The sequence below is a fragment of the uncultured Tateyamaria sp. genome, from assembly GCF_947503705.1.
GTDB lineage: Bacteria > Pseudomonadota > Alphaproteobacteria > Rhodobacterales > Rhodobacteraceae > Tateyamaria.
This window is the reverse complement of the sequence record NZ_CANNES010000007.1, coordinates 65,508-87,653: the sequence shown is the minus strand read 5'-3', so window position 1 is coordinate 87,653 and position 22,146 is coordinate 65,508. Positions and strand designations below refer to the sequence as shown.

General features: G+C 59.7%; 22 protein-coding genes and 2 pseudogenes. 13 read left to right on the top strand and 11 right to left on the bottom strand.

The genetic code is table 11. From position 1 onward, the window contains the following. Positions 1–42: 42 nt before the first annotated feature. A pseudogene (locus Q1A44_RS21900) lies at positions 43–1,026 on the bottom strand (enoyl-CoA hydratase/isomerase family protein); the annotation flags it as partial. Next, positions 1,023–2,165: an acyl-CoA dehydrogenase family protein gene (locus tag Q1A44_RS15565; protein ID WP_299627130.1), complete on the bottom strand. Its 1,143-nt coding sequence runs from the start codon at positions 2,163–2,165 to the stop codon at positions 1,023–1,025. The pseudogene Q1A44_RS21900 and the gene Q1A44_RS15565, both read right to left, overlap by 4 nt. Before the next feature lie 268 nt (positions 2,166–2,433). Here Q1A44_RS15565 and Q1A44_RS15560 point away from each other — a divergent pair. After that, positions 2,434–2,808 (top strand): annotated as a pseudogene (locus Q1A44_RS15560) (beta/gamma crystallin-related protein); the annotation flags it as partial. Here Q1A44_RS15560 and Q1A44_RS15555 read toward each other — a convergent pair. Next, the gene (locus Q1A44_RS15555; protein WP_299627128.1) at positions 2,805–3,239 is read right to left on the bottom strand and encodes a hypothetical protein; all 435 of its coding nucleotides are present in this window, start codon (positions 3,237–3,239) and stop codon (positions 2,805–2,807) included. The pseudogene Q1A44_RS15560 and the gene Q1A44_RS15555 sit on opposite strands and share 4 nt — an antisense overlap. Then, complete coding sequence (locus Q1A44_RS15550) at positions 3,239–4,738, bottom strand: CoA-acylating methylmalonate-semialdehyde dehydrogenase (RefSeq protein ID WP_299627126.1); 1,500 nt, start codon at positions 4,736–4,738, stop codon at positions 3,239–3,241. Before Q1A44_RS15550 ends, Q1A44_RS15555 begins: the two co-directional genes overlap by 1 nt. 258 nt (positions 4,739–4,996) lie before the next feature. On the opposite strand from Q1A44_RS15550, the gene Q1A44_RS15545 reads away from it, so the two are divergent. The 3 genes from Q1A44_RS15545 (at position 4,997) to coaD (ending at position 7,107) form a co-directional block, all read left to right on the top strand. Further along, positions 4,997–5,917 (top strand): LysR family transcriptional regulator, encoded by a 921-nt coding sequence (locus Q1A44_RS15545; RefSeq protein ID WP_299627124.1) that lies wholly within the window; start codon positions 4,997–4,999, stop codon positions 5,915–5,917. A gap of 200 nt (positions 5,918–6,117) precedes the next feature. After that, positions 6,118–6,552: a CBS domain-containing protein gene (locus Q1A44_RS15540; protein ID WP_299627122.1), complete on the top strand. Its 435-nt coding sequence runs from the start codon at positions 6,118–6,120 to the stop codon at positions 6,550–6,552. A 63-nt stretch (positions 6,553–6,615) separates the two neighbouring features. After that, positions 6,616–7,107 carry a pantetheine-phosphate adenylyltransferase gene (gene coaD / locus Q1A44_RS15535; RefSeq protein WP_299627120.1) on the top strand — a complete coding sequence of 164 codons (492 nt, stop codon included), beginning with the start codon at positions 6,616–6,618 and terminating at the stop codon, positions 7,105–7,107. Positions 7,108–7,184: 77 nt separating this feature from the next. Here the strand turns inward: coaD and gap (Q1A44_RS15530) are convergent, their stop codons facing one another. The 3 genes from gap (Q1A44_RS15530) to gap (Q1A44_RS15520) form a co-directional block, all read right to left on the bottom strand. Then, entirely contained in the window at positions 7,185–8,189 is a 1,005-nt protein-coding gene (gene gap / locus Q1A44_RS15530; RefSeq protein WP_299627118.1) for a type I glyceraldehyde-3-phosphate dehydrogenase, read from the bottom strand. Between the two features lie 131 nt (positions 8,190–8,320). Next, positions 8,321–8,464 carry a hypothetical protein gene (locus tag Q1A44_RS15525; RefSeq protein ID WP_299627116.1) on the bottom strand — a complete coding sequence of 48 codons (144 nt, stop codon included), beginning with the start codon at positions 8,462–8,464 and terminating at the stop codon, positions 8,321–8,323. 77 nt (positions 8,465–8,541) lie between these two features. Then, positions 8,542–9,543: a type I glyceraldehyde-3-phosphate dehydrogenase gene (gene gap, locus Q1A44_RS15520; RefSeq protein ID WP_299627114.1), complete on the bottom strand. Its 1,002-nt coding sequence runs from the start codon at positions 9,541–9,543 to the stop codon at positions 8,542–8,544. A gap of 203 nt (positions 9,544–9,746) precedes the next feature. On the opposite strand from gap (Q1A44_RS15520), the gene Q1A44_RS15515 reads away from it, so the two are divergent. Together Q1A44_RS15515 and Q1A44_RS15510 are read left to right on the top strand one after the other, a co-directional pair. Beyond that, complete coding sequence (locus tag Q1A44_RS15515) at positions 9,747–10,703, top strand: DUF808 domain-containing protein (RefSeq protein ID WP_299627112.1); 957 nt, start codon at positions 9,747–9,749, stop codon at positions 10,701–10,703. 97 nt (positions 10,704–10,800) lie between these two features. Further along, positions 10,801–12,369 carry a right-handed parallel beta-helix repeat-containing protein gene (locus Q1A44_RS15510; RefSeq protein ID WP_299627110.1) on the top strand — a complete coding sequence of 523 codons (1,569 nt, stop codon included), beginning with the start codon at positions 10,801–10,803 and terminating at the stop codon, positions 12,367–12,369. On the opposite strand, the gene tkt is transcribed toward Q1A44_RS15510, so the two are convergent. Beyond that, positions 12,366–14,381: a transketolase gene (tkt, locus tag Q1A44_RS15505; protein WP_299627109.1), complete on the bottom strand. Its 2,016-nt coding sequence runs from the start codon at positions 14,379–14,381 to the stop codon at positions 12,366–12,368. The two genes, Q1A44_RS15510 and tkt, sit on opposite strands and share 4 nt — an antisense overlap. 262 nt (positions 14,382–14,643) lie before the next feature. Between tkt and Q1A44_RS15500 the strand changes: the two genes are divergently transcribed. Beyond that, entirely contained in the window at positions 14,644–15,135 is a 492-nt protein-coding gene (locus Q1A44_RS15500) for a hypothetical protein (protein WP_299627107.1), read from the top strand. Beyond that, entirely contained in the window at positions 15,128–15,520 is a 393-nt protein-coding gene (locus Q1A44_RS15495) for a cell division protein ZapA (RefSeq protein WP_299627105.1), read from the top strand. The genes Q1A44_RS15500 and Q1A44_RS15495 overlap by 8 nt, the downstream gene beginning before the upstream one ends. 119 nt (positions 15,521–15,639) lie before the next feature. On the opposite strand, the gene grxD is transcribed toward Q1A44_RS15495, so the two are convergent. Genes grxD through Q1A44_RS15480 form a run of 3 tightly spaced genes read right to left on the bottom strand, consistent with a single transcriptional unit; the run spans position 15,640 to position 16,552 of the window. Further along, the gene (grxD, locus tag Q1A44_RS15490; RefSeq protein ID WP_299627103.1) at positions 15,640–16,002 is read right to left on the bottom strand and encodes a Grx4 family monothiol glutaredoxin; all 363 of its coding nucleotides are present in this window, start codon (positions 16,000–16,002) and stop codon (positions 15,640–15,642) included. 1 nt (position 16,003) lies between these two features. Next, the gene (locus Q1A44_RS15485) at positions 16,004–16,309 is read right to left on the bottom strand and encodes a hypothetical protein (protein ID WP_299627101.1); all 306 of its coding nucleotides are present in this window, start codon (positions 16,307–16,309) and stop codon (positions 16,004–16,006) included. A 3-nt stretch (positions 16,310–16,312) separates the two neighbouring features. After that, a complete protein-coding gene (locus Q1A44_RS15480; RefSeq protein WP_299627099.1) occupies positions 16,313–16,552 on the bottom strand; it encodes a BolA/IbaG family iron-sulfur metabolism protein in 240 nt (79 codons plus the stop codon). Positions 16,553–16,756: 204 nt separating this feature from the next. Between Q1A44_RS15480 and Q1A44_RS15475 the strand changes: the two genes are divergently transcribed. The 5 genes from Q1A44_RS15475 (at position 16,757) to Q1A44_RS15455 (ending at position 22,125) form a co-directional block, all read left to right on the top strand. Next, positions 16,757–17,722 carry an XdhC family protein gene (locus Q1A44_RS15475; RefSeq protein WP_299627097.1) on the top strand — a complete coding sequence of 322 codons (966 nt, stop codon included), beginning with the start codon at positions 16,757–16,759 and terminating at the stop codon, positions 17,720–17,722. Beyond that, positions 17,719–18,711, top strand: coding sequence for a molybdopterin-binding protein (locus Q1A44_RS15470; protein ID WP_299627095.1), 993 nt, complete (start codon positions 17,719–17,721; stop codon positions 18,709–18,711). Before Q1A44_RS15475 ends, Q1A44_RS15470 begins: the two co-directional genes overlap by 4 nt. Positions 18,712–18,845: 134 nt before the next feature. Then, positions 18,846–19,331, top strand: coding sequence for a (2Fe-2S)-binding protein (locus Q1A44_RS15465; RefSeq protein WP_299627093.1), 486 nt, complete (start codon positions 18,846–18,848; stop codon positions 19,329–19,331). An 8-nt stretch (positions 19,332–19,339) separates the two neighbouring features. Then, a complete protein-coding gene (locus Q1A44_RS15460; protein ID WP_299627091.1) occupies positions 19,340–19,702 on the top strand; it encodes a hypothetical protein in 363 nt (120 codons plus the stop codon). A 62-nt stretch (positions 19,703–19,764) separates the two neighbouring features. Further along, on the top strand, positions 19,765–22,125 hold the full coding sequence (locus Q1A44_RS15455) for a xanthine dehydrogenase family protein molybdopterin-binding subunit (RefSeq protein WP_299627089.1): 2,361 nt from the start codon (positions 19,765–19,767) through the stop codon (positions 22,123–22,125). Positions 22,126–22,146: the final 21 nt, after the last annotated feature.

Genomic DNA, 22,146 nt, shown 5'->3' with positions numbered 1-22,146 from the left:
CGCCATTTTCCCCAATGGCATCAACATCTTGCTGACTGCCGCGGCGGGCACAACAGCATCTGAAAATTGCCAATGCGGTGCTCGATCCTTATCGATGATAGCAGCACGGATGCCTTCGAGGAAATCACCATGCTCCATCGCGCGGGCGGTAAAGCGGTATTCAAGGTCCAGCGCTTTTTCCAGGTTGATGGACGGGCCCCGCAATCTGTGTAGCGTCTCGATGGCGCAGGCCATGGACAACGGGCTGTTGCGTCCCATCTTTTTTAGCGTGTCACGTGCAAAATCGCTGTTCTCAGCGCGCAATGTGGTCAGGATGTCGCCCAAGCCTGCGCCATGAAAATGCCGGTCGATGTCGGGCATTGCGGCCTCAAGCGGGCCAGGGGCAGGGGCAGGGGCGGTGGCCGCACGTTCAACCACGCCGGGATCGCCCGTTGCTTCAAGCTGTGCGATCAGCGCAGGCCAGGTTGCTTCGGGGATATAATGGTCGGCAAAACCCGCGAAAATCGCGTCGCTTGCATTCATTCGCGCCGCCGTGGTGCCCAGATATTCGCCCAACCGTCCGGGGGCGAGGGCCAGCATCAACGTACCTCCTACATCCGGCACCAGACCAATGCCGCATTCCGGCATCGCGATCTGGCTGCTGTCGCCGACCACCCGGTGCGAGCCGTGGCAACCGATGCCGACGCCACCCCCCATGGTGAAACCTTGTAGGAAGCTGACAACCGGTTTGGGATAGTGAAAAATCTTGTGGTTCAGACGGTATTCGTCGGCCCAGAACTTTTGGCCATAGGCGTAATTGCCTTTCGTTCCCGTTGCATACAACTCGGCAATATCGCCGCCTGAACAAAAGGCGCGATCCCCCGCGGCGTCCAGTACAACAAGCGTCACGGCAGGATCTGAGCGCCACGCGTCCAAAGCCGCCTCAATCGCCAGGCACATCTCGTAGGTCATCGCGTTCAGCGCCTGAGGCCGTTGCAAGGTGATCCGGCCCGCGCGCCCGGTGATGCGGATGGAAATGTCGGTCATCGGTTCTTTAGCATATCTCGGGCCACGATCACCCGCATGATTTCGTTTGTACCCTCAAGGATCTGGTGAACGCGCAAATCGCGCACCAGCTTTTCGATGCCGTAATCCGCCAGATACCCATACCCGCCGTGCAGTTGCAGGCATTGGTCGACGACGCGTGACCCGGCCTCGGTCACGAATTTCTTGGCCATGGCGCAGAACTTCGTCGCATCCGGTGCGCCGTTGTCCAGCTTCCACGCGGCCTGGCGCAGGAAGGTGCGGGCGGCTTGCAATTCGATCTCCATATCGGCCAGCCGCCATTGCAGCCCCTGGAACTGGTCGATCGGTTGGCCAAAGGCCTTGCGCTCGCCCATATAGGCCAGCGTCGCGTTGATGGCGGTCTGGGCCGCACCCAGCGAACAGGCAGCGATGTTCAAACGGCCGCCATCAAGGCCTTTCATCGCATATGTGAAACCCTGACCCTCTTCGCCCACAAGATTTCCGCTCGGAATGTTGCAATTGTCAAACTGAACTTGAGCCGTGGGTTGGCTGCGCCAGCCCATTTTATCCTCCAATCCGCCAAAGGACAGCCCGTCGGTGCCGTCCTCGACATAGACGGTGGAGACACCTTTGGGGCCATCCGCCCCGGTGCGGACCATGCAGACATAAGCATCTGAATATCCACCGCCCGAGATAAATGCCTTGGTCCCGTTCAGGGTGTATCCTTCGTTCGCGCGGTCCGCCCGGGTGCGTAAGGCCGCCGCGTCAGAGCCTGAGCCGGGTTCGGTCAGGCAATAGCTGAGCACGGTGTTCATACTCAGAACATCAGGCATGATCCGCGCCTTCAGGTCGTCTGAGGCAAAGCTGTAGAGCATCTTGGCGCACATATTGTGAATCGATAGGAACGCCGCAACAGAGGGGCAGGCCATCGACAGCGCCTCGAACACCAGCGTGGCGTCCAGCCGCGACAGGCCTGCACCACCCGCATCCTCAGATACATAAAGCGAGGCAAAACCCAACTCGCCAACCTTGGGCCACAGCTCTTTCGGGATAGTGCCAGCGGCTTCCCAATCGCGAGCAAAGGGTGCGATCTCGGTCTGGCCAAAACTATGAGCCATATCGAAAATTGCGATCTGCTCTTCGGTCAACGCAAAGTCCATCGTCCCCTCCCGGCTTAAATGAACGGTCGTTAAATTATTGCGCCGCGCGGGCGCGAAATGCAACCCTGTCGCCCCCTCAAAGTACAGGTCAGGATATCCCTAAACTATCGTTTCAGGTGTGCATGCCTAGGTTCAGCGCACTGCATCCACTCATAGTTGCCGCCTTTTTACACTTGGAGATTTGAATGCCCATGAGAACGATTGAACGATACAAAGATGACAATTATGGGCCCACGGACCGCCCCGACCAAATGCGGAATCTCACAAAGACCGCCGCCATTTTAAGGACATTGGCTTCAACGACAAAGTGTCGTCCTGCAAGGTGATCGAGGGGACTTGGATTCTGCCTCGCGACACGAATTTCAGCGGTGGCTATCCGAATTTGCGGCCCGGCGATTGTGCTGATGCCAAGGCGATGCAGCTGCTCAACGAATCGGTCAGCTCAGTGCGGTTGTTGCCCAGTGAAGACAATGCAGGAGCGTTGTTTCAGAATACGGGGTTTGGAGGGGAGATGCAGGCAACCAACGGCCCGCCGTCGAATTCAAAGACCATTGATTTCAGTGATCAAAAGCGCTCAAGGTTTGATGCCTTGCGCCGCTACAAATCAAGGACGCGGCTCGTTTCTTGTCGGGGTAAACCCTAGTGCAGTGCGGATCCATCCACGGATCGCAAAAGGTCACGGATGGACGTTTCAGGTTCACCAAGCATGGCCAGAGCGTCCGCCTGCGAATACTGAATCAACGGCACGACCGCGTGCACATCATCCCAGCTTTTGACGAACAGCGTCGCCATCTCCTGCGCAATCGGCGTTGCGGCGACATAGACCACAAGGGTTTGCGCCCCCGACTGGGCAAAGCGGCCCGCTTTGGCCGCCTGCATCATCATGAAACGAGCGTAGTCCTTTTCGTAGCCTGTGATAGACGACAAATCGACCAGCTGTTTTTGGCCCGGCGCATAGTCCGGGTGCGCCACATAGGCCTTGGAAGCGCCCAGCGTATCACTGATCGCCGCAAAACCATCATAGCGGACCACGACAAGGCCGCGCTCCGCCAGAATGTTGAAACTTACAGGCATTATTCCATCACGGGGATCGAAAATTCGCCGCCTTCTTTGATGCCAGAGGGCCAGCGCGCAGTCACTGTTTTGGTCCGCGTGTAGAACTTGAACGCATCTGGTCCGTGCTGGTTCAGGTCGCCAAAGACTGATTTCTTCCAACCGCCAAAGGTATGATAGGCCAGTGGCACGGGGATCGGCACGTTGATGCCCACCATGCCGATGTTGATCCGGTTGGCAAAGTCACGCGCGGTGTCGCCGTCGCGGGTAAAGATCGCGGTGCCGTTGCCGTATTCGTGGTCCATGGCCAGGCCAATCGCTTCTTCGTAGGTTTGGGCGCGCACTTGCGTCAGAACCGGGCCAAAAATTTCCTGGGTATAGATGTCCATGTCCTTGGTCGCGTGATCAAAAAGGTGCGGCCCGACAAAGAATCCGTCCTCATAGCCCTGCAACTTGAAGTCTCGCCCATCGACCACAAGCTTCGCACCCTGGTCGATGCCGGTCTGGACGAGCCGTTCGATATTGGACTTGGCCGCCGCCGTCACGACGGGCCCGTAATCCACGTCATTGCCCGAGGTGTAGGGCCCGACTTTCAGCTTTTCGATGCGCGGTACCAGCTTTTCAATCAGCTTGTCGGCTGTCTCGTCGCCTACGGGGACAGCGACGGAAATCGCCATGCAGCGTTCGCCCGCGGCCCCGTATCCGGCGCCGATCAAGGCATCAGCGGCCTGATCTAGGTCGGCATCGGGCATGATGATCATGTGGTTCTTCGCGCCGCCAAAACACTGCACGCGTTTGCCGTTCGCACAGCCGGTGCCATAGATGTATTCGGCGATGGGCGTCGATCCGACAAAGCCGATGGATTGTATCACATCGTGATGCAGGATCGCGTCGACGGCCTCTTTATCGCCGTTCACGACTTGCAGGATGCCTTTGGGCAGGCCCGCTTCTTCCATAAGTTCGGCCAGTATCAGAGGTACGGATGGGTCGCGTTCCGAAGGCTTGAGGATAAACGCGTTGCCGCAAGCGATGGCGGGCGCAAACATCCACATCGGGATCATAGCGGGGAAGTTGAAGGGCGTGATGCCTGCGGTGACGCCAAGAGCCTGGCGCATGGAATACATGTCGATGCCGGGGCCGGCGCTGTCGGTGTACTCGCCTTTCAACAGGTGCGGCGCGCCGATGCAGTATTCCACTACTTCCAGGCCACGCTGCACATCGCCTGCCGCATCGGGCAGGGTCTTGCCATGTTCGCGGCTCAGGGCTTCGGCAAGTTTGTCCATGTCGCGGTTCAGCAGATCGACAAATTTCATCATCACGCGGGCGCGGCGTTGTGGGTTCACGGCGGCCCAGGCGGGCTGTGCAGCGGCAGCGATTTGAACGGCCTGGTCCAGCTCGTCTGCGCTTGCCAGCGGAACACGCGCTTGAACTTCGCCCGTGGCGGGGTTCATCACGTCGGCAAATCGGCCAGAGGTGCCTTTGACATGGGCACCGTTGATGTAGTGGCTGAGCTCTTGCATTGTCGTCTCCTTTAGCCGCGCGGCCTATTGGTGTGTCGCATGTGGCATCGCGCTTTACGTGCAACGAAACGACGCGCTCGGGTCATTCCGCGCGCACCGTCATTTGGCGCAGGATAGTCTTGCAAAATACGGTGTAAAAGAGGCATTTGGACAAAATCATTTTGCAAAAACGCAAGATGACATGCTGAGAAACTTTGCAAACAGATGCTTGTGGCTTTGCAAAGGCAAATTTGACTTTGCAAACAGAGGTGATCAACTTTGCAAACACATTGGGATGACCTGAGGCTCTTTCTGGCCGTGGCGCGCGCCGAAACGCTCTCTGGCGCAAGTGCCACAGTCCGCTTGGACGCGGCGACACTGGGCCGCCGTATCGCGCGGCTAGAGGCGCAATTGGGCGTCTCACTGTTTCTGAAGTCCCCGCAGGGCTATGCCATGACCGATGCGGGCCAGCGCCTGATGATCAAGGCTGAAGCAGTTGAAGATGCGATTCGTGCGGCAGCGGAGGGCGTCTCCGCTCGCCGAGCCGCCACAACAGAGGGGCCCCAATCGGTGGCCCTCACTGGTCAGATCCGATTGGGTGCACCAGATGGCTGCGCCAATTACCTTTTACCCCAGGTCTGTGCAGCACTCACCGACCAGCATCCCGGACTGGACATTCAGATCGTCGCTTTACCTCGGGTGTTCAACCTGTCGCGGCGCGAGGCGGACATGGCGATCGGGGTCAGTGCGCCCACCGCCGGGCGTCTGACGGTGCAGCGGATCACCGACTATCAACTGCATTTCGCCGCCAGTGAGGGATATCTAGCGACGGCTCCAGAGCTTTCACAAATTTCTGATCTGCGGCGGCATCGGATCGTCGGGTATATTGCCGATATGATTTTTGATCGTGAATTGGATTATCTGGCCGATGCCGGGGTGCAGCGGATCGCGCTTGCGTCAAATTCGGTGTCGGTCCAGCTAAATCTTTTGCGGCAAGGCGGTGGCGTCGGTGTCGTGCATGATTTTGCCCTTTCAGCCGCACCAGAGGTGCGCCGCGTGCTGCAAAACACGTTTTCGCTCAAGCGCAGCTTTTATCTCATCCGCCATGCCGCCGACCGAAACCACAATACACTGACCCGATTTGCAGACTTGCTCAGCCAAGGGATCCGCGCCGAAGTCGCACGGCTGGAGCAGATATGATCCCAACAAAAATACAAAAAATAAATATATTACAGTGCGTTGAGGGGTATAGTGAAGGTGATAGATGAAGATTTTCCATGTCCCTTGTTTCGCTCAGCATGCCTTCGCTTCTCAACATGCCTCCGCAAAGCATACACTTGACAGATGGGCCGTCACGGGCCGACGCTAGAGCGATACAGTGTTAGTCGAAGGAGCCCCCCATGCTGGTCCACCAGATTCTCAAGTCAAAATCGAGTGACGCAGTGGTTACCGTATCTCCGGGCGCTTTGGTGTCTGAGGCGGCGGCGATCTTGGCAGAACGCAAAATCGGGACGGTCGTGGTGTCATCGGATGGGCAATCCGCTGACGGAATCCTGTCAGAAAGGGATATCGTTCGCGTGCTGGCCAAGCAGGGTGGCGCGATCCTGTCACAGCCTGTCGAGGCCTTCATGACAAAAAAGCTGGTGACCTGCACCCGCGAGGATAGCGCGGATGGTGTGTTGCAGCAGATGACGGATGGTCGGTTTCGTCACATGCCAGTGGTCGAAGGTGGAAAACTCATTGGTCTCATCACCTTGGGCGACGTTGTTAAGGCACGGCTTTCACAGTTGGCCATGGAAAAGGATGCCTTGCAGGGCATGATCATGGGCCACTAAGCCTGCTTGCAATTCACGGTTTGAAGTGCTGCATTGGCGCGACGACTAAAGACGGAGCCGCCCATGCGCATTGGCCTATACCCTGGCACATTCGATCCCATCACGCTGGGTCATATCGACATCATCAGGCGCGCCAGCCCCATGGTGGACCGTTTGGTTATCGGCGTGGCAATCAACCGCGACAAAGGTCCGCTGTTTTCGTTGGAACAACGCGTTGCGATGATTGAGGCGGAATGCGCCAAGCTATCAGAACAAACGGGCACCGAGATTGTGGTGCATCCGTTCGAGAATCTGTTGATCGATTGCGCCCGCGATGTAGGAGCGAACCTGATCTTTCGCGGTCTGCGCGCTGTTGCGGACTTTGAATACGAGTTCCAGATGGTGGGAATGAATCGGCAGTTGGACGACACCATCGAAACCGTGTTCCTGATGGCAGAGGCCGAACATCAGGCCATCGCGTCCAAACTGGTCAAGGAAATAGCGCGCTTGGGCGGTGACATCAGTAAATTCGTCACACCGCTGGTCAACAGCGAAATCAAAAAAGTATTCGGGTAAAGCGTCTTACGGATCCTGCCTAACGCAAAAGGGAGCGTCTCAAACGCTCCCTTTTGTTCGTTCCAGTTTGTCTGACGTTAAAGGTACTTGCCCATCTCAACGGCCGTATCTGCCATCCGGTTGGAAAAGCCCCATTCGTTGTCATACCAGGTCAGGATACGCACCAGATTGCCGTCCATGACCTTGGTCTGGTCTGTGGCAAAGATCGAAGAATGCGGATCATGGTTGAAGTCCATGCTGACCAGTTTCGCATCTGTCACACCCAAAATACCCTTGAGCGGGCCAGAGGCGGCGGCCGAACTCATCGCGGCATTGATCTGCTCGACTGTAATGTCACCATTCAGTTCGACCGTCAGGTCGACGCAGGACACGTTTGGCGTCGGCACGCGGATGGCCACACCGTCCAGCTTGCCATTCAGTTCGGGCATCACAAGCCCCACGGCCTTGGCCGCACCTGTCGAGGTTGGGATCATCGACAGGGCTGCCGCACGCGCGCGGTAGAGGTCGCTGTGCATCGTGTCGAGGGTCGGCTGGTCGCCGGTATAGCTGTGCACCGTGGTCATGAAGCCGCGTTTGATCCCGAACTGATCATGCAGAACCTTGGCCACGGGCGTCAGACAGTTGGTTGTGCAGGACGCGTTCGAGACGATGACATCCTCAGCTGTCAACTGGTCATGGTTTACACCGTAGACGATTGTTTTGTCGGCGTTCTTGCCTGGGGCAGAGATCAGAACGCGGCTAGAACCATTTTCAAGATGCGCCTGGCACGCCTCTTTCGAAGTAAAGATACCTGTACATTCCAGCACGATATCCACATCGGCCCAAGGCAGGTCCGCAGGGTTGCGTATCGCGGTCACTTGCATAGGCCCACGGCCCACGTCGATGCTGTCAGCGGTCGTGGTCACTTGCACCGGAAAACGCCCATGAACGGAATCGTATTGCAGCAGGTGCGCGTTAGTCTCGACCGGGCCGAGATCGTTGATGGCGACGACTTCGATATCGGTGCGACCGCTTTCGATGATGGCGCGCAGCACATTGCGGCCGATCCGGCCAAATCCATTAATCGCGACTTTGATGGCCATGATATCCCTCACATCTGGTGTTGGACTGTCGCTCAAAACGACGACAGGGGCGTCACCTTGTGACCGCCCATTGCTGTTAACGCTAACAACTCGATTTTGGCGGAGGTGTCAACCGCTGCAACCCTGCGACATCAGCGCCAGAAGGCGAGCCATTCCAACAATTCAGTGAGTTTTTTCCCCAGAAAGATCACGTGGTCAGAGCCGTAGAGCCTCACATCGACCGTTATTGCGATCACAAGGATCAGGCCAAGAATGAAAGCGCTGCGATTTGTCATCAGATCCCGTGCTTGAACAAAAAAGGGCAGGGCCGTTGTGACAGCCCCACCTTATGCTTGCAAGTCTTTGGCCGGTTTTAGACGAGCCGCCCCATGGCCGCCGCGACATCCGCCATGCGGACAGAGAATGCCCATTCGTTGTCGTACCACGCCAGCACACGGACCAGCCGTTTGCCCACCACTTTGGTCTGGTCGGGGGCAAAGATCGACGAGAATTCGGTGTGGTTGAAATCAACCGAAACTTTCTGTTCTGCGTCATAGGCCAAGACCCGACCAATGGGGCCGCGTGCGGCCTCTTCGACGGCCGCGTTGACTTCTTCTGCGGTGACATCGCGGCTGGCCTCGAATGTGAGGTCCACGGCAGAGACGTTCGGCGTGGGCACCCGCATCGCCGTGCCGTCCAACTTACCCGCCAGTTCCGGCAGTACTTCGCCCAGGGCTTTGGCCGCCCCGGTCGAGGTGGGGATCATCGCCATGGCGGCTGCGCGCGCGCGGTAGAGGTCATCGTGGCGACGGTCCAGGGTCGGTTGATCACCTGTGTAGCTGTGGATCGTGGTCATGATGCCATGCTCGATCCCCACTGTTTCGCTCAGCACCTTGGCCAGAGGGGCCAGGCAGTTCGTGGTGCAAGACCCGTTGGAAATCATCCGGTCGTTCGCGGCCAGCAGGTCGTCATTCACGCCAAAGACGATGGTTTTGTCCACGTTCTTGCCCGGCGCGGACAACAGCACCTTTTTCGCACCCCGTTCAAGGTGGACAGCGGCTTTGGTGCCATCGTTAAACTTGCCGGTGCATTCCAGAACCACATCGACGCCGTCCCAGTCCAGCTCGTTCATGTCATAGGTCGACATCATGCGGATCGGGCCACGGCCCAGGTCCATCGTGTCATTGCTAACCTTGATCTCATTTGGAAACCGACCGTGGATCGAGTCGTATTTCATCAAATGTGCCGCCGTCTCCAGCGGGCCCGTAGCATTTACCGCGACCACATCAATGTCGTTGCGCAGCGAGGTTGCGATATGTGACAGCGTGCACCGCCCGATGCGTCCAAACCCGTTGATACCAACTCTGATCGTCATGCTCTTGGTCCCATCTGCAACGCATTGTGTACTGTTGAATGCGGTGATAGCCGGGGTGGCCCAACCGGGAAAGCCTGATTACCGCAGAAAATCAGCGTGTTAGCGATAAACGTGGCAATGCGTCCTCAGTTCGCGCTAACAGTTTGCAGGTGGCGGAACCGATGTTATGCGCTAACGTTAGATGACCAAACGGAGAATGCGTGATGAGTGGATTATTGGCCCTGTTGGATGACGTCGCGGGAATCGCCAAAGTGGCGGCTGCGTCAGTCGATGACGTGATCGGGCAGGCGGCCAAGGCGGGGTCCAAGGCGGCGGGTGCGGTGATCGACGATGCTGCGGTTACGCCGAAATATGTTCAAGGCTTTGCCGCCGAACGTGAATTGCCAATCATCTGGCGCATTGCCAAAGGCTCGTTCAAGAACAAGCTGCTCTATCTTCTGCCGGTGGGTCTCTTGCTGGCCTCATTCGCCCCTTGGGCAATCCCCATCCTGTTGATGTTGGGCGGCGCCTATTTGTGCTTTGAGGGCGCTGAAAAAGTGGCGCATGTGCTGGGCTGGGGCCACGGTCACGAGGATTACGAGGGCAAAGCCGACACCATTGAAGACCCCGCACATCTTGAAGAGCAGAAGGCCCAAGGGGCGATCAAGACCGACTTTATCCTCTCGGCTGAGATCATGACGATCTCGCTGGCTGCCATCCCGGAAAGCAATATCTGGATGGAGGCCGCAACACTGGCTGCCGTGGCCATCATGATCACCGTGGCCGTCTATGGGTCGGTCGCGATCATCGTGAAGGCAGACGATGTGGGCATGGCGATGGCCGCCAATGGCCGGTTGAGCCCCACTCGCGCCTTGGGTCGTGGCATCGTCAAGGTCATGCCCGGATTTCTCAAACTGCTGACCATCATCGGCACCGCCGCCATGCTTTGGGTTGGTGGCTCGATTATCCTGCATGGGTTGGCCGAAACCGGCTGGCATTGGCCCGAAGACGTGGTTTACGGCATTGGCAAAGCTGTGGGCAACGGATCGGGCTTTGTGGAATGGGCGACCAAAGCCACGATTGACGGCATCCTCGGGCTGGCCTTGGGCTTTGTTCTGATCCCTCTGGGCGAAAGGGTTATCACGCCAGTCTGGCGCGCAGTCGCACCCAAGGCGGTCTGACAGGGGCGGTGCGCACAAAAAGGCAGGGCGGCAAAAACTGTGGATTTCATCCCATGGTTGCCGCTAGGCTTTGGGCGATTGGTCCAAGGTTTTTGCAATGACAACACATTACGCCGCCCCCACGACCCGTCCTTACCAGCGCAGGGTGATCGAAGTTGTCGGGGATGCAGAGGCACAGGCTTTTGAAACGGTCTGGGCCTTTGATCTGCAAACGGCGATCAACCGCGCCCGCCCCGGTGACGTGATCGAATTGATGCCGGGGGAATATCACCAACCGGTCACAATCACCGTGTCCGGCACCGCAGAACAGCCCATCATCATTCGCGGCCCCAAAGACGGCATTGCGATGCTCGACGGGGGGCGCCACCGCGACGATGGTCGTCATGGTGGGATGAAGCCGCTGGACGGCGATTTCGCGGTGATCCGGATGTTCTTTGTGGATCATATTGTGCTGGATGGGCTGAATTTTGAAAATGCCTGGCCTACTGCGATATATATGCGTTCGGTCCGTCATGTCACAGTGCGTGACTGCCACGCGGTGGGTGGGCGTTTTTTCATCTATGCCCGTCAACGGCCCGACCGCCCGACGCATCACATGACGATTGAAGGGTGCAGTTGGGTGCAAGACCCTGATTTCCACATGTGGCGCGGGGTGGTCAGTTGGGCCGAGGTCAAAGGGCAATCCAAGAGCTTTGACGCGAGCTATTTCAACGGGGCCTTTCTGGGCAGCTTTGACGTGCAAGGGCAGATCGTCGTGCGCGGCTGTGACATTCGCCACGCCTTTAATGCGATCCGTCTGGATATGCGCCCCGGTCCAGACCACATCGCCTATGGTGCTGATGGGCCAGAGGTGGCCCGCAATCGCGATGTGGCGATCTATGACAACCACTTTTCCTTTATCCGTGACAACGCTGTTGAGCCTGAAAAGGGCGCGCAGAACTGGCGCGTCTTCAATAACCGATTTTACGGGGTACATGGCGTCATCTCGGTGGATCAGGTCGCCTCGCGCGACCTGTTTATCGTCGGCAACTGGCTCTTGAACGATCACCGCCCGGGCTTGATCAAGGCCAATGGCGATGATGGGCAGAACCCGCAGGGCGGCAAATTCCTGAAACTGTTCAAACCCGAAACGGGCAAGGAGCCGCAAGCGCGCGCCGGTTTCTGGTGTCTCTACAATTCGATGCTGATGCGCACGTCTTATGTGAAGCGGGGCGAGACGGCGCAACTGCACGACGCGTTTTCGCTTATGGGCATGCTGCCGCAGTGGCATCCGCAATCCGCCGCAAAACAGCGACATCCCTTCAAAGGGTTGGAGTGGTCCGGCGTGAACATCGAAGGAATGGTCAGCGATGCGGTAGGGTTCCCGCATGCCTACCGGGGCAAAAAGGGGTTGCTTGACGGTGTCGGCGTCGCGCAGGTTTTTGACCCCGCGCAAGGCAGCACGCCCGCAAGACCGGCGATGGATCGTACACTTGGTGGTTGGGATGGTGCGTTGCGTCCCACCTTGGACGTTGGAGGGCGGCGCAGCAGACCCTTGCGCCTTGAGACGGCGCTGGGGCCGATCATCGTGCCGGGCGACAAACCCCTGGGCGCGCAGGATATTGCGGCGCTCGGTCTGGCGCATTGGCGCGATCCCTGGGCAGAGACCGCGCCAGAGCTGGTTTAAAGCATCTCTTTGACCTTGGCGACGATCGCCTCGGGTGTGATCTCGTATTTCTCGAACAGCACATTGGCTGGCGCAGAGGCCCCAAAGTCGTGCATGCCGACAAAGGCACCTTTTTCGCGGCGGCCCCGTTCGCCATAAAGCCAACGATCCCAGCCAAAGCGGATGCCTGCCTCGACCGCAACCCGGACGGGACCCGCAGGCAGCACGCGGCGGCGGTAAGCCTCGTCCTGTTCCTCGAACAACTCCCAGCAGGGCATGGACACAACGCGTGTGCCGATCCCGGCCTCTTGCAGGATGTCGCGGGCGGCCAGCGCAATTGATACTTCAGAGCCTGTGGCCATCAGCAGCGCCTGACGCTTGCCTTCGGCTTCGGCCAGCACATAAGCCCCTTGGGCCGTCAGGTTCTTGAGCTTATGTTCCGTCCGCACGGTGGGCAGCCCCTGACGGGTCAGCGACAGGACCGAGGGCGTCTCTTTTGACGACAGCGCCAGTTCCCAGGCCTCTGCCGTCTCCACCGCGTCGGCGGGACGGTACACATGCGTGTTGGGGGTGGCGCGGCTGATTGCCAGATGCTCGACCGGCTGGTGGGTCGGGCCGTCTTCGCCCAGACCTATGCTGTCGTGGGTCATGACAAAGGTCGTGGGGATTTTCATCAGTGCCGCGAGCCGCATCGCGGGGCGCGCATAATCGGTGAAACACATGAACGTGCCGCCATAGGGGCGAATGCCGCCGTGCAGGGCCATGCCGTTCATGGCCGCGGCCATCCCATGCTCGCGCACGCCCCAATAGACATAGCGCCCGCCACGATTGTCGATGTCAAAGACACCCAGATCAGAGGTCTTGGTGTTGTTGGAGCCGGTCAGGTCCGCCGACCCGCCCACGGTTTCGGGCATGACCGGGTTCAAGACCTCAAGCGCCTTTTCGGACGCTGCCCGTGTTGCCAGCTTGGGGGCCGCTTCGGACATCTGTTTCTTGAACGCCTTGACGGTGGCGCTGAGCTTTTTGGGCACGTCTCGGGCCATGGCCCGGTTGAAGTTGTTCTGCTTGTTGCCGGAAACGGAGGCAAAGCGGGCTTCCCACGCCTCCCGCTCGGAGGCGCCGCGGGCGCCGATGGCCTCCCATGCCGATTTCACGTCATTAGGCACATCGAAGGGCCCTGTGGTCCAACCGTAGGCTTCCTTGGCGGCGGCCATCTGGTCGGCATCGGTCAAAGCGCCGTGGCCTTTGGACGTGTCCTGTGCCGCGTGACCCAGCGCGATGTGGGTCTTGCAAGCGATCATCGTTGGCTTGCCCTGGCTCTTGGCCTTGGTGATGGCGGCGTCAATGGCGTCAGGGTCGTGGCCGTCGATCTCGATCACCGCCCAGCCTGCGGATTTGAAACGCTGCGGCTGATCGGTGGTATCCGACAGGGTCACGGGGCCATCGATGGTGATGTTGTTGTTGTCCCAGAACACGATCAGCTTGCCGAGCTGATGACGGCCCGCCAGTGTAATCGCCTCTTGGCTGACCCCTTCCATGAGGCAGCCATCGCCTGCGATGACATAGGTATAGTGATCAACGATCTTCTTGCCGTATTGGGCGCGCAGGATTTCTTCGGCCATGGCAAATCCGACCGAATTGGCGATGCCCTGACCCAGAGGGCCGGTGGTTGTCTCAATCCCGCCCGCGTGGCCATATTCGGGATGACCGGCCGTAATCGCGCCCCATTGGCGGAAGTTCTTGATCTGCTCCAGGGTCATGTCCTCGTAACCTGTCAGGTGCAGCAGGGAATAGAGCAGCATGGAGCCATGGCCCGCCGACAGGATGAACCGGTCGCGGTCAGGCCAGTTGGGGGCGGAGGCGTCAAATTTCAGATGCTTTTCAAAAAGCACGGTTGCCACGTCCGCCATGCCCATGGGCATACCGGAATGGCCGGAATTGGCCGCCGCGACCGCGTCCAGCGTCAATGCTCGAATGGCGGTGGCCTTGGACCAGTGGTCAGGATGGGCGGTACGAAGGGCTGTCAGATCCACGTGGGTGCGTCCTTTGGGCAAAACGATTTGAGGCTCAATATCAGGCAAGGCCCAAAGATCAAGGTGATCTGGACAGGGGCGACGATGCGCTCTGATCTCGGCACTTCAACGCCGCCCGCCAAGTGGTTGATCGCAAAGGGGGGCGCATTTTGGAAATCCTTTGGCTAGACTTGCGTTCAATCATAGTGGGAATGCGATTCGTCCGCCTTGGCGGCGCGGGCGACATCCACGCACAAGATTGCGCACGCGGAGGGGCAAGGGCATGAGCGACATCGACGAGCTTCAAAGGCGGATCACCGCCGCGATGGACCGGATCGCGACCGGCGTCGGCGGGCTGGCGCAGAGCGGTGGCGCCGACAGCGCAGCCCTTGAAAGCGCGCTTGAGGATGAAAAGCTGGCCAATGCACAACTGACTGAACGGTTGCGCGCTCTGAAAGAGCGGTATGAGGCTGCGGTAGCTGACGCCAAGGCAAGCGCCAGTGTGGCGGAGGCCCGGATGACGGACCTTGATCTAGAGTTGCAGCGGCTGCGCAAGGCCAATGACCAGTTGCGTCAGTCCAACGCCGCCCTGCGTACCGCAAATGAAGAAGGCGTGGGCGAGCCCCATTTGATCAACAAGGCGATGATGGCCGAGCTTGAGGCCTTGCGCGCGGCCCGGGCCGCGGATGTGGCCGAAGCCAGCAGCATTATCGGCGCGCTGACGCCGCTCTTGGATCAAGTGGACGCGGCAGAGGGGGAGAACTCAGATGCCTGAAGTAACAATATCCATCGGTGGCCGCCAGTTTTCCGTCGCCTGTCAGGAGGGCGAGGAGCATTATCTGCACACCGCCGCCAAGATGCTGGATGACGAGGCCCAAGTGCTGTCGGACCAGGTGGGGCGGATGCCCGAGGCGCGGATGCTGCTGATGGCGGGTCTGATGCTGGCCGACAAGACGGCAAGCTTTGAGGACAAGGTGGCCGAGGTGCAGGCGCAATTGGAAGAACGCGAGGCCGAATTGGAAGGCCTGCGCACCATGGGCGCGCCCGAGCCAGAGCGGATCGAGGTGCCCGTCGTGCCCCGCGCGGTGCACGAAACGCTGGCTGAATTGGCGGCACGGGCCGAAGCGCTCGCCGCGGATGTCGAGGAAAAGGCAGGTTAGAGCGTCGAATGGCGTAGGACACCTACGCCTTACGGGGCAGCACGGTCTGTTGGTCTGGTTTTCCCAAGGATGCAATCATCCCCGTAAGGCGCACCTATTGGTGCGCCCGCCGCTTGGCATTAACCGTTGGCTTCGCGGATCTTTTCGGCGGCATCCTTGTCATAGGTCACGCCGTTTTCGTCAAAGAGTGTGTCCAACTCGCCCGACAGCGTCATCTCGGTGATGATGTCACAGCCGCCCACAAACTCGCCTTTGACATAAAGCTGGGGGATGGTGGGCCAATCCGAGAATTCCTTGATCCCAGTGCGGATGTCTTCATCCGCCAGCACGTTCACGTCGGCAAATTCTACGCCCATGTAATTGAGCACACCTGCCACACGGCTGGAAAAGCCGCATTGCGGCATCGACTTGGTGCCTTTCATGTAGAGAACGACGTCATTGGAATTGATGGTTTCGGTGATCTGGGTGCTTGCATCGGTCATGTCAGATGTCTTTCTTTTGATAGGCGCGGTGGTAGCGCGCGGCATAGGTTTCGTCTTCGGGCATGGGGTCAATGTCGGTGCTGGCGCGTGCGGCAAAGCTGTCTGCGCGCCGTTTGCCCACAGGCGTTGACCGTTCCAGCGCATCGTTCTGGCGGGCCACTCTGTCGACCAGCCCTAGGTCGGTTGCTTCCATCCCCAAAGGCACGGTGCGGACCTGTCTCATCTCGTCCCGCCCGGGCCGCCGCGCGGCCAATGGCCTGCGGGCGGTGCGCCGAAAGGGGCGGGTGAGCAGCTCCAGTACGCCCATGGGTCAGGGGGCCTTTGTCGTCAGGGCAAGCGCGTGCAGTTCGCCGTGGCTCCCGTCCATCTTGCCCTTGAGCGCTTTGGTCACGGCCCGGTGCTGTTGGACCCGGTTCATGCCCGCAAAGGAAGTGTCAATGACTTCGGCGGCATAGTGGTTTCCGTCGCCCCGCAGGTCCGTGATCGTGATCTGTGCGTCGGGGAAGCTCTCGCGGATCAGGTCTTCGATCTCTTGGGCTTGCATAGGCATGGATGGAGTCTCCGGCTAAAGTTAATCCAGATTTAGGGTGCGGGGGCATCGGGTGCAAGCATAAGCGGGGCGAATAGGCCTGTGCATCCATGCGCTTGTCGCCGGGCTTGTCATTCCCGTTCTGAGAGGATTACGCTTTGGCCGGATCCAGGCGCAACTTTTGCAGGTGTGCCGCACCGGGTCAGCTTGGCGGAGGCACTTGTTATGAGCACCGAAAACGCACCTGAACAGGCCCTTGCCTGGCACCGCGACGGCGTCGGCGCGGCTTTGGCCACCGTTGTGGAAACGTGGGGCAGCGCACCGCGTCGGGCCGGCGCACAACTCGTTGTATCGGGGACGGGCGAGATGATGGGCTCGGTCTCGGGCGGATGTGTCGAGGGCGCGGTTGTGGTCGAGGCGATGGAGGCGCTGGAGGACGGCAAGCCCCGTCTGTTGGAATATGGGGTGAGTGACGGCGACGCCTTTGCGGTCGGCCTGGCCTGTGGCGGGACAATCCGCATTCTCGTCGAACCTGTCGGTGCGGCCATGCCCGTGGACTTGCTTGAGGCGCTGGTGGTCGCCCGCACCACACGCCAACAGACGGCTTATGTGGTTGATTTGGAAGACTGGACTCGGCGGCTGGATGCCAATGGCCATGCCGCCCGTTTTGCCGGTGATCGCACGGGCGTGGACCCCGATGGCCGGACATTCGTGGCCATTCACAACCCACCGCTCAGGCTGGCCATCGTGGGCGCCGTGCATATCGCGCAAGCGCTGGTGCCGATGGCGCGGCTCGCAGGCTATGATCCGGTGATCATCGACCCGCGCGGTGCATTCGGCTCCGAGGCGCGCTTTCCCGGTGAACGTTTGATCAACGACTGGCCCGACGAGGCGCTGGACGCTGTGGGTCTTGATGCCCGCACCGCCCTTGTCCTGTTGACCCATGATCCGAAACTGGATGACCCGGCGCTACATATGGCCCTGAAATCCAAGGCCTTTTATATCGGGGCGCTGGGATCAAAGCGGACCCATGCCAAACGGGTGGAACGATTGGCCGAGGCAGGGTTCACCGACGACGACATCGCCCGGATCAACGGGCCCGTGGGCCTCGACATCGGGGCGGCGAGCCCGGCAGAGATTGCCGTGTCGATCCTTGCCCAGATGGTCCAGACCTTGCGGAAAGCTCCATGAGGTTTGGCCCCGTCCCGGTGGCGGGCGCTTTGGGCGCGACGCTGGCCCATTCGATGACAGGCAGTAGTGGCAAAATTGCCAAGGGCACGGTGCTGGAAGCGGGCCATATCGACGCTTTACGCGCCGCCGGACTTGACATGATTACAGTCGCTCAACTGGACCCGGGCGATGTCGAGGAAAACGCCGCCGCGACAGCGCTGGCCCAGGCCTTGGTGCCCGACCCCGAAGCACAGGGCCTGCGCATCGCCGCCGCCGGGGCGGGCCGTGTGAACCTATATGCGACGGGTCCGGGCGTTTTGCAGATGGATACAAACGCTGTGCATGCGCTGAACGCGGTCGATCCGATGATTACCATCGCTACTGTCCCCGCCTTTCACAGGGTCGAGGAACGCACCATGATCGCCACGATCAAGATCATCGCCTATGGCGTGCCGGGGGCCGCCTTGGCAGATGCCTGTGCGGCCGGGCAGGGCGCGTTGCGCATCGCGGCCCCGGTTTACGGCTTGGCCACGCTGATCGAAACAGTGGTGGCGGGCGATGTGCCGTCCGACAAGGGGCGCGCAGCGCTGACCGGCCGGTTGGACCGGATGGGCCTGACCCTCAGCCCGCGGGTCGCGGTTGACCACATCATTGACCCCTTGGCCCAAGCGCTGAAGGAGGCCCCGGGCGAGGTGATCTTTGTCCTGACGGCTTCTGCCACCTCTGATCCGCGTGATGTGGGGCCAGAGGCGCTTCGCGCAGCGGGCGGGACGGTCACCGCCTATGGAATGCCTGTTGATCCGGGAAATCTGCTGTTCTGCGGCTGGTTGGGGGACAAGCCCGTCATCGGATTGCCGGGCTGCGCGCGCTCTCCCGCTCTCAACGGCGCCGACTGGGTGATGGAGCGGATCATCTGTGGCCAGCGCCTGACACAAGCCAGCATTTCGGCCATGGGAGTCGGTGGCCTTCTCAAGGAAATCCCGACCCGCCCACGACCCCGCGCATCGTGACCCGAGCAAGCGCGACGCAGATTAAAGCGTTGCACGATCTTGCGAAATCCCCAAAGCCGCCGAAATTAAGTGTTCTCAAGTCGCCGGACCCGTGTTTAACTCGTGCCAACTGGAATGCCAAAAGGGAGGATGCCATGGCACAGGTCTCAATGACTGTGAACGGGAAGGCTGCGTCTGGCGAAGTGGAAGGGCGTACATTGTTGTCGTCGTTCCTGCGCGATCAGCTGAAATTGACGGGAACGCATGTGGGCTGCGACACATCGCAATGCGGGGCCTGCGTTGTGCATGTGGACGGTGTCGCGGTTAAATCCTGCACCATGCTGGCGGCAGAAGCCGACGGCGCGGAAGTGGCGACGATCGAGGGGCAGGCAAATGCTGATGGCTCTCTCAACGTGATCCAGCAGGCGTTTCAGGACCACCACGGTCTGCAATGCGGGTTCTGCACACCGGGTATGGTGATGTCGGCGGCGGCCCTGCTCAAGGACAACCCGAAACCATCCGAGACCGAGGTGCGCGAATACCTCGAAGGCAACATCTGCCGCTGCACCGGATACCACAATATTATCAAAGCGATCATGGCGGCCTCTGGGCAGGACGTGGGCGCGATCGCAGCCGAATGATGCGCGCGGTGAAAAAAGCCTTGATCGGTGCCTTTGGTGCGTTGATCCTGACGGGCCCCGCAATGGCCGAAGGCTATTCCACGGTTGATCTGGGTTTGATCAACGACAAGCCCGCCTGCATGGCCAAGGCCGAGCGGGTGATGAACCGCTACAAGAACACCTTTGGCGCGCATAGCGTCAAGGTCGGTGGCTGGACCACTTTTGGTTGGGACTTTGAACCTGGCGATCAGGATGTGGTCATCTTGTGTGTTGCGCCAACCAGTTCGTCGAACTCCAAACGGCGGGGCGTGATGGTCATTCACGGGTCGGGCACCGAAAAGCAGCGCTTTGCCACACGTGACCTTCTTCAGGGCTATTGGGACGCAGACTAGAGCATCAAGAACAAAACGAATGAGCGGCCCGCAGGGGCACACAGATTTCAGGGAGGAATGACATGCCAAAAGACGGAGGCATCGGCGCCAGCAGCAAGCGGCGCGAGGACGTAAGGTTTCTGACAGGGGTCGGCAACTATACGGACGACATCGACATTCACGGGCAGGCACATGTGTTTTTCCTGCGCTCGGACGTGGCCCACGGGACGCTCAATGCGGTAGACACCAGCGCTGCCGAGGCCATGCCCGGTGTGGTCAAAGTGTTCACTGGCGCGGATTTCGAGGGTGTCGGTTCAATCCCTTGCGGTTGGCAGGTCACCGACAAGCATGGTGAAGTCATGCAAGAGCCTGCGCACCCGGTGCTGGCCCAAGGCAAAGTGCGCCATGTGGGCGAACCCATCGCTGCCGTTGTGGCCGAAACGCTTGAGCAGGCCCGCGACGCCGCCGAGACGATCAATGTGGATATTGCCGAGCTGCCCGCCGTGGTTGATATGAAGGCCGCGCTGGCCGATGGCGCGCCCAAAGTCCATGACGATCTGACTAGCAACCTGTGCTATGACTGGGGCTTTGTTGAGGAAAACAAGGACGCGGTGAACAAGGCCTTTGAAGAGGCCGCACACGTCACGTCGCTCGAACTGGTCAACAACCGTCTGGTTGCAAACCCGATGGAGCCCCGCGTTGCCGTGGGCGACTATTCCCGCGGCACGGACGAGCATACGCTGTTCACGACTTCGCAGAACCCCCACGTTATCCGCCTGCTCATGGGCGCATTCGTGTTGGGGATCCCCGAGCACAAATTGCGCGTTGTGGCCCCGGATGTGGGCGGAGGTTTCGGCACGAAAATCTTCCACTATCAGGAAGAGGCGTTTGTGACCTTTGCAGCCAAGGCCTGTAACCGCCCTGTCAAATGGACCTCGTCGCGGACCGAGGCGTTCATGTCGGACGCCCATGGTCGCGACCACGTGACCAAGATCGAACTGGCGCTGGACACGGACAACAACTTTACCGCGCTGCGCACCGACACCCATGCGAATATGGGGGCCTACCTGTCGACCTTTGCGCCGTCAGTGCCCACATGGCTGCACGGCACGCTGATGGCTGGCAACTACAAGACCCCGCTGATCTATGTGAACGTCAAAGCGGTGTTTACCAACACGGTGCCCGTGGATGCCTATCGCGGCGCAGGCCGGCCGGAGGCGACATTCCAGTTGGAGCGGGTGGTGGACAAGGCCGCGCGTGAGCTGGGCGTTGATCCCATCGCTTTGCGCCGCCAGAACTTCATCACCGAATTCCCCTATGCCACGCCTGTGGCGGTCGAATACGACACCGGTGACTATCACGCAACGATGGACAAGCTCGAAGAGATGATCGACCTTTCCGGGTTCGAGGCGCGGCGCAAGGCGTCCGAGGCCAACGGCAAGCTGCGCGGTGTTGGCGTGAACTGTTATATTGAGGCTTGTGGCATCGCGCCGTCGAACCTTGTAGGGCAGTTGGGCGCGCGCGCGGGCCTTTATGAAAGCGCGACAGTGCGGGTGAATGCCACTGGCGGTCTGGTTGTAATGACCGGTTCGCATTCTCACGGTCAAGGCCATGAGACGTCTTTTGCCCAGGTCGTGGCCGAGATGATCGGCATCGACGAAAACATGGTCGAGATCGTGCATGGCGACACCTCCAAAGTGCCGATGGGCATGGGGACCTATGGGTCACGCTCCATCGCTGTTGGGGGCTCTGCCATGGTGCGGGCGACCGAAAAGATCATCAACAAGGCCAAAAAGATCGCCTCGCACCTGTTGGAGGCGTCCGAGAGTGACATCGAGTTGAAGGATGGTGCGTTCTCTGTCGCGGGCACTGACAAGTCGGTGGCCTGGGGCGATGTGACCCTGGCGGCTTACGTTCCTCACAATTATCCGCTTGAGGATATTGAGCCGGGCCTGGAAGAAACGGCGTTCTACGATCCGTCGAATTTCACCTATCCTTCCGGGGCTTATGCCTGTGAAGTTGAAGTGGATCCCGACACCGGCAAGGTCACTATCGAAAGCTTTGCCGCCGCCGATGACTTTGGCAACATCATCAACCCGATGATTGTGACCGGTCAGGTCCATGGTGGCTTGGCCCAAGGGATCGGTCAGGCGCTGTTGGAAAACTGTGCCTATGACGACAACGGTCAGTTGCTGAGCGGATCTTATATGGATTACGCGATGCCGCGTGCCGATGATCTTCCGATGTTTGATGTGGACCATTCCTGTCAGACGCCGTGCACCCATAACCCGCTGGGTGTGAAGGGCTGTGGCGAGGCGGGGGCCATTGGATCACCTCCTGCGGTCGTGAATGCGGTGGTTGATGCCCTGCGTTCGGCGGGCAAGGACGTCACCCATATCGACATGCCGCTGTCACCGGACCGCGTTTGGGCGGCGATGCAATAACCTGAGAATGCGGAACCGGGG